Here is a 10,648-nt window from a genome sequence, read left to right as displayed (position 1 = left end):
CTCGAGCGGTGCGTGAGCTTCACGAAGGGGTGCTACACCGGGCAGGAGCTCGTCGCCCGCCTCGATGCCCGGGGCAACCGCGTGGCCCGGCACCTGCGCGGGCTCGTCGTCGATGAGCTGCCCGGGGGTGCGGCGGCGCCCCTCGGCGCCGAGGTCGTCGCCGAGGGGAAGGTCGTCGGGTCGGTGACCTCGGCGGCTTGGTCACCGTCGCTGGGCCGTCCGGTGGCGCTGGCCTACGTGCACCGCAGCATCACCCCGCCGGCGCGCGTCGAGCTGCGCCCGGCCCCGGAGGCGCCCGCGGCCTCGTCCCGACCGGCCGCCACCGACGACGTGATCGGTGCCGAGGTGCGGGCACTCCCGCTCCTCTGACCGGACCCGGCCTGGCACGCCGGCCGGATCGAGCGGGGCCGCTCCTGCGGACCCCGGCCTGTCACGCCGGCCGGATCGAGCGGGGCCCGCTCCTACGGGCGAAGCGCCTGCAGGATCACGTCGGTCAGGTCGGGGCGGCACACCAGGAGGTCGGGGAGCCACGGGTCCGGGTGGTTGTAGCTGAGCGGCGAGCCGTCGAGACGCGAGGCGTGGTAGCCGTGGGCGCGCGCCACCGCCACGGGGGCGGCCGAGTCCCATTCGTACTGGCCGCCGGCGTGCACGTAGGCGTCGGCGGCCCCCCGGACGACGGCCATGGTCTTGGCGCCCGCCGAGCCCATCGGCAGGAGCTGCGCGCCGAGCCGGCGTGCGAGCTGCTCGGCTTCGGCGGGGGGCCGGGTCCGGCTCACCACGACCCGCAGCGGGCCGGGGTCCCCCGGGGGCGCCGACGGAGGGCCCGGGGACGCCGCGCCGGGCGGGGAGGCGGGTGCGGGCGGGCCGGGGGCGCCGGTGCCGAAGACCAGGCCCTCGCCGGGCAGGGCCACGGCGCCCACCACCGGCTCGCCGTCGACCACGAGGGCGACGTGGACGGCGAAGTCGCTGCGGCCCTCGGCGTACTCACGGGTGCCGTCGAGGGGGTCGACGACCCAGACCCGGGCGGCCGCTGACCGGTCCGGGCGCCCGGGGGCGGTGCCGCCCTCCTCCGACAGCACGGCGTCGTGGGGACGGGAGTGCGCCAGGGCGGCGTTGAGCAGCTCGTTGGACCGGCGGTCGCCCTCCGAGCCGAGCTCGCGGGCGTCCCCGCCCACCCCCTGGGCCCGCAGCTCGAGGAGCACCACGCCGCAGTCCTCGGCGATGCGGGCCGCCAGCGCGTGGTCGTCGGTCATGGGCAAACTCGCACCTGGGGCGATGTGGCGTCCGGGGATGGGAAAGCCCGCAGACCGTACCGGAAAGCGCCCTGACCGGACTATTCTCGTCCTCCTATGGGGGGACGCGCGGAGGCTGGCCAGTACCAGCTCTCCCATCTCGAGGCGCTCGAAGCGCAATCCGTGCACATCATGCGCGAGGTGGTGGCGGAGTTCGAGCGCCCGGTCCTGCTCTTCTCGGGGGGGAAGGACTCGGTGGTCATGCTGCGGATCGCCGAAAAGGCCTTCTGGCCGGCCCGGCTGCCCCTGACGGTCATGCACGTGGACACCGGGCACAACTTCCCCGAGGTGCTCGAGTTCCGTGACCGCCGGATCGCCGAGCTCGACGCCCAGCTGAAGATCGCCTCGGTCCAGGAGTCCATCGACAGGGGCCGGTCCGTGGACGACCCCGGCTCCAATCCCTCCCGCAACCGCCTGCAGACCCGGACCCTGCTCGACGCCATCACCGAGCACCGCTTCGACGCCGTGTTCGGGGGGGCCCGGCGCGACGAGGAGAAGGCCCGGGCCAAAGAGCGCGTGTACTCGTTCCGCGACGAGTTCGGGCAGTGGGACCCGAAGAACCAGCGCCCCGAGCTGTGGGGGCTGTACAACGGCCGCCACCGCGCCGGCGAGCACATCCGGGTGTTCCCCCTGTCGGACTGGACCGAGCTCGACATCTGGCAGTTCATCGCCCAGGAGAAGGTCGACATCCCGTCGATCTACTTCGCCCACCGGCGCGAGGTGTTCCGTCGCGACGGCATGCTCCTGGCCGTCAACCCGTTCCTCACGCTGCGCGACGACGAGGAGCCCTTCGAGACGATGGTGCGCTACCGCACCGTGGGCGACATGACCTGTACGGGCGCGGTGGAGTCGAACGCCGTCACCGTCGACGAGATCATCGACGAGACGGCCGTCTCCCGGCTGACCGAGCGGGGCGCCACCCGGGCCGACGACCGCTTCAGCGAAGCCGCCATGGAGGACCGCAAGCGCGAGGGGTACTTCTAAATGGAGCTCCTGCGATTCGCCACGGCCGGCTCGGTGGACGACGGCAAGAGCACGCTCATCGGCCGTCTGCTCTACGACTCCAAGGCCATCTTCGAGGACCAGCTCGAAGCGGTGGAGCGCGTCAGCCGCCAGCGCGGTGACGAGTACACGGACCTGGCCCTGCTCACCGACGGCCTGCGGGCCGAGCGCGAGCAGGGGATCACCATCGACGTGGCCTACCGCTACTTCGCCACGCCGCTGCGCAAGTTCATCATCGCCGACACCCCCGGCCACATCCAGTACACGCGCAACATGGTGACCGGGAACTCCACCGCCGACCTCACGCTCGTCCTCGTGGACGCCCGCAAGGGGATCGTGGAGCAGACGAGGCGCCACGCCTTCCTGGCTTCGCTCCTGCGGGTGCCGCACCTGTTGCTGTGCGTCAACAAGATGGACCTGGTGGGGTACGACGAGGCCGTCTTCCGGCGCATCTGCGAGGAGTTCAAGGCGTTCGCCACGCGCCTCGAGGTGGGAGACCTCGCCTTCATCCCCATCTCGGCGCTGAACGGCGACAACGTCGTGCAGCGGTCGCTGAACATGCCGTGGTACGAGGGGCAGTCGCTGCTCCACCACCTCGAGCAGGTGTACATCGCGTCGGACCGCAACCTGATCGACGCCCGGCTCCCGGTGCAGTGGGTCGTGCGGCCGACGGCGTCGACCATCCCCGACTTCCGGGGCTACGCCGGGCGTGTCACCGGGGGGGTGTTCCGGCCCGGTGACGAGGTCTTGGTCCTGCCGTCGGGCCTCACCTCCACCATCGCCTCGATCAGCACCTTCGACGGCCCCGTGGACGAGGCGTTCGCGCCCATGTCGGTGATGGTGCGCCTCACCCACGACCTCGACGTCTCGCGTGGCGACCTCATCTGCCGGCCCCACAACCAGCCCACCGTGGGTCAGGACATCGACGCCATGATGTGCTGGATGTCGGACCGCCCCCTGGCCGAAGGTGACGTCGTGGCCCTGAAGCACACCACGCGCTGGGTCCGGGCGCAGGTGCGCAAGGTCCACTACGACCTCGACGTCAACACCCTGCGGCGCGACGAGGCGGCCAGCACCCTGGGCCTGAACGAGGTCGGGCGCGTCAGCCTGCGGGTGACGCAGCCGTTGTTCTACGACAGCTACCGGCGCAACCGCTTCATGGGCTCGTTCATCGTGGCGGCGGAGGACACCAACGTCACCACCGGGGCGGGCATGATCCTGGGCGCGGACTGAGCCGTGGTCGTCCCCGCCTCCGACCTGGTGTGGGCGACGAGCCGCCTGACGCGGCGCGACCGCTGGCGGTGGCTCGGCACCCGCGGGGTGACGGTGTGGTTCACCGGCCTGTCGGGCTCGGGGAAGTCGACGCTGGCCGCCGCGGTCGAGGAGCACCTGGTGGCGAACGGCCGCGCCGCGTACCGCCTCGACGGGGACAACATGCGGTCCGGCCTCAACGGCGACCTCGACTTCAGTCCCGAGGGCCGCGAGGAGAACGTCCGGCGGGTGGCCGAGGTGGCCCGCCTGTTCGCCGACGCCGGCATCGTGGCCCTGGCCGCGCTCATCAGCCCCTACGCCGAGGGGCGGCGCCGGGCGCGCGCCCTGCACGAGGACGCCGGCCTGCGGTTCGTCGAGGTGTACGTGTCGACGCCCATGGCCGTGTGCGCCGAGCGGGACCCGAAGGGCCTCTACGCCCGGGCCTCGGCGGGGGACCTGTCCACCTTCACGGGGGTCAGCCACCCCTACGAGCCACCGGAATCGCCGGAGGTCGTCGTGGGCCACGACCTCTCGCTGGCGGAGGCCCTGGAGCGGGTCCTCGTGGCCCTCGGGGCGCCCGGTTCAGGGATCTAGCCACAAATTGAGGTCAGAATCTCACGGAGTGTGGGATCTACCCTTCTGGCCACCGGGGGCGTCTCGAACGACCGACTGGTTGACGTTGACTTCGCGCGGGGAGTGGTGAGAAGCTTGGTCGTTACAGGACGGGCGTACCGGGCCGGTGAACAGACACCGGCCGTGGCGACCTGGAACTTGTAGGGGGGGCCTTCCTTGTCTGCGTTCCAACCCACAGTGCTGCAGGACTCGGTCCTGGTCGTCGACGACGACCAGGCCACGAGGGACAGCCTGGCGTCGGTGCTCAAGGGCGCCGGCATCGAGGTCTTCGTGGCGTCGGACCCGACCGAGGCCTTCACGTTGCGGGGGCTCCAACGCCCTGCCGCCATCGTCGTCGACCACCAGCTCGCCGACCAGACCGGCGTGGAGCTCGCCCAGCGCATGAAGGAGGAGGACCCCGACACGCCGGTCCTCCTGCTCACGGGGTTGGCGTCGCTCGACAGCGCCCTGGCCGCCTCGGCGCAGCTCGACGGCCTGCTCGTCAAGCCGCTCGTCCCCCAGGCCTTCATCCAGACCGTGCGCAACGCCCTGGCCCAGCGAGCCCTCGCCGTCGAGAACCAGCGCCTCGCCGAGCGCATCGAGGAGCTGAGCGCCCAGGGCGCGGCGGCACCCGCGCCGGCGGCGCCGGCGACGCCTGTGGCCCCGGCCGCACCGACGGTCTTCACCGAGCCGCCCAACCGCGCCCTGCTCGAGGACCAGCTGGACAAGGCCCTCACCGCGGCCCGGCGCGACAGCGGCTCGCTGGCGGTGCTGTTCGTGGAGCTCGACGGGTGGCAGGACGTCCACGCGCAGTTCGGCGGCGGCGTCGCCGAGCAGGTGGCGCGCGAAGTGGCCAGCCGCCTGTCGGTGGCGAGGCGCAAGTCCGACATCGTCACGCGGGTGGCCGCCGACAAGTTCGCCGTCGTGTGCGCCGACGTGAATTCCGAGGCTGACGCCCTGCGGATCGCCAGCCTCGTTCTCGACGGCGCCGGCCGGCCCGTCGTGGTGGACGGCGTGGAGCACTGGCTGCGCGCCACCGTCGGCATCGTCCTGACGGACCCCGGCGCCACCGGGGAGACCGCCGACACCGTCCTCGAGAACGCCGAGCTGGCCATGTACTGGGCCCGCGACGAGGGCCGGGCGTCGCAGGTGTTCGACGCGTCCATGCGCGATCGCGTGGTGTCGCGCTACGAGATCGAGCACGGGCTGCAGAGCGCCATGGACAACGGCGAGCTGGCGCTGTTCTACCAGCCGGTCGTCGACCTCCGCAGCGGCCAGGTGGTCGGTGCCGAGGCGCTGCTGCGCTGGCAGCGGCCGGAGCAGGGGGTGCTGCTGCCGGGTGAGTTCCTCGACGTGGCGGCCGAGGTCGGCATGGCCGACGCCATCAGCCGGTGGACCCTCGACCGCGCCCTCACCGAGCTGGTGCTGTGGCGGGCCGCCGAGAACCTCCCCGCGCAGTTCCGGCTCACCCTGAACGTGTCGGGCCGCCAGCTGACCGACCCGCACTTCGTCGAGATGTTCGAGGGCCTCACCCGCAAGCACGGGGTGTCGCCGGCCATGATCAGCATCGACCTGTCCGAGGACGCGGCGCGCGCCGCTGCGGGCGCCGAGGGCGTGCTCGCCCGGCTGAGCGCGGCGGGGGTGCAGTTCAACCTCGACGACTTCGGAGCCGGCGAGTGCAGGCTGGCCTGGCTCCAGGAACTGCCGATCCACGCGCTCAAGATCGCACCGGAGTTCGTGGCCACCCTCGACTCCACCAGCAACCCGCACGGCGCCGCCATGGTGCGGGCGCTCATCGCGCTCGGCCACGAGCTCCATCTGTCCATGGTGGCCGAGGGCGTCGAGACGCCGGCGCAGGCCGCGGCCCTGCGCGCCATCGGGTGCGAGCTCGCGCAGGGGTACCACCTGGGCCACCCGGGGCCGCGCGAGCAGGTCTGGGCGGCCCCCGAGGCCTAGGCGCAGCCCGTACCGCACCTCGCACGGCTCACCGACGTGAGCCGTGCCGACGCGCGCCCGTGCACATGGTGATTTCCCTGGTGGCGGCACAGAATTCCTCAATCGTGATGATGCCAATTCGGTGCGCGACTCCGTAACGTCTGACCCAGGTGTTGCGAGCGGACGCCCGCGCGCGTCATGGTGTCGCCCCGAACGGGACGGCACCGGGCGCACGGGACGGTTCGCACGCCGGCCCGGACGACCGGGGAGGAACGTGACGCCGGTGGATCCGATGTCGGCGCCAGATAGGGGGGACACGATGGCAAGGTCGAACAGCAGGCGACGCGGCGTCGCAGCTGTCATAGCCGGGGTGGTCGCGGGAGGCGGGAGCGTGGTCACGCTGTTCGCGGCGTCCGCGACGCCGGCCTTCGCCGACTCGTCCGCGTACGAGCTGTACTGCCCGGGCACGCCCGTGGGCAACATCGTGCTCAACGACGTGATCACCACCGGGACGATCACCCCGGCGAGCCCCGCGTCGGGCTCCACGTTCAACCTGACCAACTACCAGTCGAAGGTGTCGCTGCCGACGTCGATCGTCTCGGCTGCCGCGGCCCTGGGCAACTCGGCCATCGTGGGCTCCGCCGTCACGAAGATCGACGCCACCGGCGCCACGCCGGCGTCGATCGCCAGCGGGACCCTGGCGATCAACGCGCCCATCCCGAGCCCGGTGCCCACCACCGGCCTGCCGCTCATCCTGCCGGCGACGCCCAGCTCCATCGGCCCCTTCACGGCGTCGGGTGGCACCATCACGCTGACGGTCGACCCGACCGTGCAGCTGACCCTGGTCGTGTCGGGCAGCAACCTGAACGTGACCTGCAAGCCGTACCCGAACAACGCCGCGCCGACGGGCATCACCTCGACGGCCCCGACGGGCTCGGCGGCGTCACCGGTGATCGCCACGGCCTCGGCGGGCACGGCGACCCCGACCACGGCCGCTCCCACGACGGCCCCCGTTGCCACGCCGACCACGGCGCCGCCCACGGCGGCGAGCGGCGGGTCGCTGGCGACGACCGGCCCCGGGCCGCACCTGTGGCTCGTGGCGGTGATCGGCTTCATCGTGCTGTACCTCGGGTCGGTGGCGCTGGCCCTCGTGGAGCGCCCCCGGAGCCTGCTGCGGCGCATGCTGCGGATCTCCCGGCCGCTCCCGGCCGTGGCCGGGCCGATGGACTTCGCCGCCGAGCCGGCGCCGGTGGTCCACCCGCCCGTGCGCAGCGGGCGGCCCGACCTGCCGAGCGTGCGGCCCGTGTACCCGAAGGCCGGCGGCTCGCACGGCCTGTGGTTCGACGGCTGGGAGCCCGAGGGCCGCACCAAGAACTGACGTCAGGGCGCTTCCCCTACGCAGGGGGGCGTAGGGGAAGCGCCGACGTCGGTATCCCGGGGTCCCCGGGGGCCGTGACCCCGCCCGTCGGCCCGTGGTGGCCGCCGGGCGCCGGGTCGCTCGCCAACCACACCGCCATGCGCGCCCCGCGCCCCGCGGCGGCCGGCGACTCCGCCGTGACGGTGGCGCCCATGGCGGCGGCCAGCTCGGCCACGATCGCCAGCCCGAGCCCCGCACCCGCCTTCCGGGCCGGCATGCGGTCCGACGTGTAGTGGCGCTCGAAGACGTGCGGGAGGTCCTCGGCGCCCATGCCGGGGCCGTCGTCGGTCACCCATACCCCGGTCCACGCCCCGGCGCGCGCCGCGCCGACCTCGACACGGCCCGCCGCGAACTTCAGCGCGTTCTCGACGAGATTGGCGATGATCTGGCCCAGGCGGTCGGGGTCGGCGTCGACCCACAGCCCGGCGCCGGGGGCCACGGCCGCCACCAGCGCCACACCGGCGGCGCCCGCCTCGGGCCGGAACCCCTCGACCACCGACGCGGCCACGTCGGCGCAGTCGACGCGCTGGGTGTGCAGGGAGAACTGGCGCGCCTGCACGCGGGCGAGGTCGAGCAGGTCCTGCACCAGCCGTTCGAGGCGCCGCGCCTCGGTGGCGATGATGGCGACCGCGCCGGGGACGTCGTCGGTGGCACCCTCGGCGATGGCGTCGGCGTAGCCGCGGATCGAGGTGAGCGGCGTGCGCAGCTCGTGCGACACCGACAGCAGGAACTCGCGCTCGAGCCCCTGCGAGCGCGTGAGGTTCTCGCCCAGGGTGTTGATGGCCTGCGCCAGCTCGGCCAGCTCGGGGTAGTCGTGGGCGCTCACCGCCACGGTGGCCGCCAGGTTCCCGCCGGCGATCTGGCGCGTCGCCCCGAGGGCGCGCACCAGCGGTGCGCTGATCCGCCGGGCGAGCACGGTCGCCACCAGGACCGCCGCCGCCAGCACGGCCCCGGCCACCAGCACGAAGTAGAAGACGCCGTTCACCGGGTTGGTCACGTGGCGGGTGACCACCAGGACCGGCGTGTCCGCGGCGGGGAGGCCGCCCGCCAGGGTGACGCGTTGGCGGGCCGTCAGGGCCAGGGGCTGGGCCACGAACACGACGTTGCCGACGTGGCCGGCGACGGTCGCGCCCGATTGCAGGGCGCGGGGCCGCAGCACCGCCGGCACGAGCGGCGCGGGGACGGGCCGGACCCGGGCGTCGGTCCCGAGCCCCACGAGGGTCAGCCGGTCGAAGGCCCCCACGCGCCGCAGCACCGGGAGCACGGCGCGGTCGCTGAAGGCGGGGTTGCTCGACATGAGGGCGCCGATGGCCTCGGCCTCGGTGGTGAGCTCGTTGGCGGCGGTCTCGATGGCCGCCCCCCGCACGAGCAGGACGCTGCCCGCCACGGTGAGGACGAGCGTGCCGAGCACCACCGCGAGGATGGCGACGGTGATGCGCCGTCGCATGGCCGTCGCTCAGCCGAGCCGGTAGCCGACACCCCACACGGTCGTGAGGGGGAGCGAGTCGCCGAGCTTCTTGCGCAGTTGCCGGACGTGGACGTCGACCGTGCGCTCGTCGCCGTACCACCCGTCGCCCCAGACGCCGTCGAGGAGCTGACGTCGCGACAGGGCCAGCCCCCGGTTGAGGGCGAGGTAGGTGAGGAGGTCGAACTCGCGCGTGGTGAGCGCCACGACCGCGGCGCCGCTGCGGACCTCGCGCCGGCCGGTGTCGACGGCGATTTCGCCCACCTCGAGCACGGCGGGCGCGGCCCGGGGCGGGGACCCGGCGCGGCGCAGGATGGCGCGCACCCGGGCGACGAGCTCACGCGCCGAGAACGGCTTGGTGATGTAGTCGTCGGCGCCGAGCTCGAAGCCGATCACCCGGTCGACCTCGTCGTCGCGGGCCGTGAGCATGACGACGGGGACGTCGCCTCCATCGGCGCGCAGGCGGCGGCACACGTCGAGGCCGTCGAGCGCCCCGGGCAGGCCGATGTCGACCACGACCAGCTGGGGACGGTCCCGGTCGACGTAGGCCAGGCCGCCCTCGGCGTCCTCGGCCTGCAGCACGCGGTAGCCCTCGCGGCGCAGGTACAGCGCCACCAGGTCGGAGATGTTGCGGTCGTCCTCGATGACGACGATGGTCTCTCCGTCCCCTCCCATCGCCCCCAGCCTGCCACCGGGGGGGATGGCCCCACGGGGACCCTCGTACCGTGCGCGCACCGTGCCAGGAGACCGCGGCGCCGTGCGCGGGCCGTGATGCCCCTATGAGGAGAGTGTGAGGGCCCGGGGCGCGCACCACCGCCCATTAGGCTGGCGCCGGTGCCGGCCGACACCTACCTCTCCACCATCCTCGCCACCCACCGCGCCCGGGCCGCGGCCGACGACCGCAGCCTGGACGAGCTGCTGGCGCGGGCCGAGGCGCAACCGCCGACCCGACCCTTCCTGGGCGCGCTGGCGGCCCCGGCGGGGGAGGCGCTGGCCGTCATCGCCGAGGTGAAGCGGCGCTCGCCCAGCAAGGGGGTCATCGCCGCCGGCCTCGACCCCGCCCAGGTGGCCGCCGACTACGCGGCGGGCGGTGCGGCCTGCCTGTCGGTGCTCACCGACGAGGAATTCTTCGGCGGCTCCGCGGCCGACCTGGCGGCCGCCCGCGCCGCGTGCGCACTGCCGGTGCTGCGCAAGGACTTCACCGTGGGCGACGCCGACGTGTGCGACGCCCGGCTCATGGGGGCCGACGCCGTGCTGCTCATCGTGGCCGCCCTGTCGGACGCCGAGCTCCTGGGACTCGTGACCCTGGCGCACGAGCTGTCGCTCGACGCCCTGGTGGAGGTGCACGACGAGGCCGAGCTCGAGCGCGCCCTGGGTGCCGGGGCCGAGATGGTCGGGGTCAACCAGCGCGACCTGACGACGTTCGCCGTGGACCCCGGGCGCGCCGAGCGGCTCGGGGGGAGGATCCCCCCCGAGGTGGTGGCCGTGGCCGAGTCGGGGATCACCGGGCCCGACGACGCCCGCCGGCTGGCGGGCGTCGGCTACCAGGCGGTGCTCGTGGGCGAGTCCCTCGTGCGGGCCGCCGACCGGCGCGCCGCGGTCCGGGATCTGACCGGCCAGCGCATCGGGGCGCGCCACGCCCCCCGGGACGCCTACCGGGCGCGGGGGTGACGC

At 73.7% G+C, this 10,648-nt stretch carries 10 protein-coding genes; 7 read left to right on the top strand and 3 right to left on the bottom strand.

Annotated features, from left to right (window positions below):
* Positions 1-369, top strand: a 369-nt coding sequence (locus tag VMV22_04255; protein ID HUY21533.1) for a glycine cleavage T C-terminal barrel domain-containing protein, incomplete at its 5' end; no start/stop codon positions are given.
* Between the two features lie 92 nt (positions 370-461).
* Here the strand turns inward: VMV22_04255 and VMV22_04250 are convergent.
* On the bottom strand, positions 462-1,253 hold the full coding sequence (locus VMV22_04250) for a 3'(2'),5'-bisphosphate nucleotidase CysQ (protein HUY21532.1): 792 nt from the start codon (positions 1,251-1,253) through the stop codon (positions 462-464).
* 96 nt (positions 1,254-1,349) lie between these two features.
* Here VMV22_04250 and cysD point away from each other — a divergent pair, with 96 nt between their 5' ends.
* The 5 genes from cysD to VMV22_04225 all read left to right on the top strand — a co-directional run bounded on the left by cysD (position 1,350) and on the right by VMV22_04225 (position 7,470).
* On the top strand, positions 1,350-2,276 hold the full coding sequence (gene cysD, locus VMV22_04245; protein HUY21531.1) for a sulfate adenylyltransferase subunit CysD: 927 nt from the start codon (positions 1,350-1,352) through the stop codon (positions 2,274-2,276).
* On the top strand, positions 2,277-3,527 hold the full coding sequence (locus tag VMV22_04240; protein HUY21530.1) for a GTP-binding protein: 1,251 nt from the start codon (positions 2,277-2,279) through the stop codon (positions 3,525-3,527).
* A gap of 3 nt (positions 3,528-3,530) precedes the next feature.
* Positions 3,531-4,139, top strand: coding sequence for an adenylyl-sulfate kinase (gene cysC / locus VMV22_04235; protein ID HUY21529.1), 609 nt, complete (start codon positions 3,531-3,533; stop codon positions 4,137-4,139).
* Between the two features lie 195 nt (positions 4,140-4,334).
* Entirely contained in the window at positions 4,335-6,113 is a 1,779-nt protein-coding gene (locus tag VMV22_04230; protein HUY21528.1) for an EAL domain-containing protein, read from the top strand.
* Positions 6,114-6,462: 349 nt separating this feature from the next.
* Complete coding sequence (locus tag VMV22_04225; protein HUY21527.1) at positions 6,463-7,470, top strand: hypothetical protein; 1,008 nt, start codon at positions 6,463-6,465, stop codon at positions 7,468-7,470.
* Positions 7,471-7,486: 16 nt separating this feature from the next.
* Here VMV22_04225 and VMV22_04220 read toward each other — a convergent pair whose 3' ends face one another.
* Positions 7,487-8,956 (bottom strand): HAMP domain-containing sensor histidine kinase, encoded by a 1,470-nt coding sequence (locus VMV22_04220; GenBank protein HUY21526.1) that lies wholly within the window; start codon positions 8,954-8,956, stop codon positions 7,487-7,489.
* Positions 8,957-8,965: 9 nt separating this feature from the next.
* Positions 8,966-9,649, bottom strand: coding sequence for a response regulator transcription factor (locus VMV22_04215; GenBank protein ID HUY21525.1), 684 nt, complete (start codon positions 9,647-9,649; stop codon positions 8,966-8,968).
* A gap of 159 nt (positions 9,650-9,808) precedes the next feature.
* Between VMV22_04215 and trpC the strand changes: the two genes are divergently transcribed.
* Positions 9,809-10,645, top strand: a complete 837-nt coding sequence (gene trpC, locus VMV22_04210) for an indole-3-glycerol phosphate synthase TrpC (protein HUY21524.1) — start codon at positions 9,809-9,811, stop codon at positions 10,643-10,645.
* Positions 10,646-10,648 lie beyond the last annotated feature (3 nt).

This window comes from Acidimicrobiales bacterium (assembly GCA_035531755.1).
GTDB lineage: Bacteria > Actinomycetota > Acidimicrobiia > Acidimicrobiales > UBA8190 > DATKSK01.
This window is presented reverse-complemented; position numbering and strand designations above follow the sequence as displayed.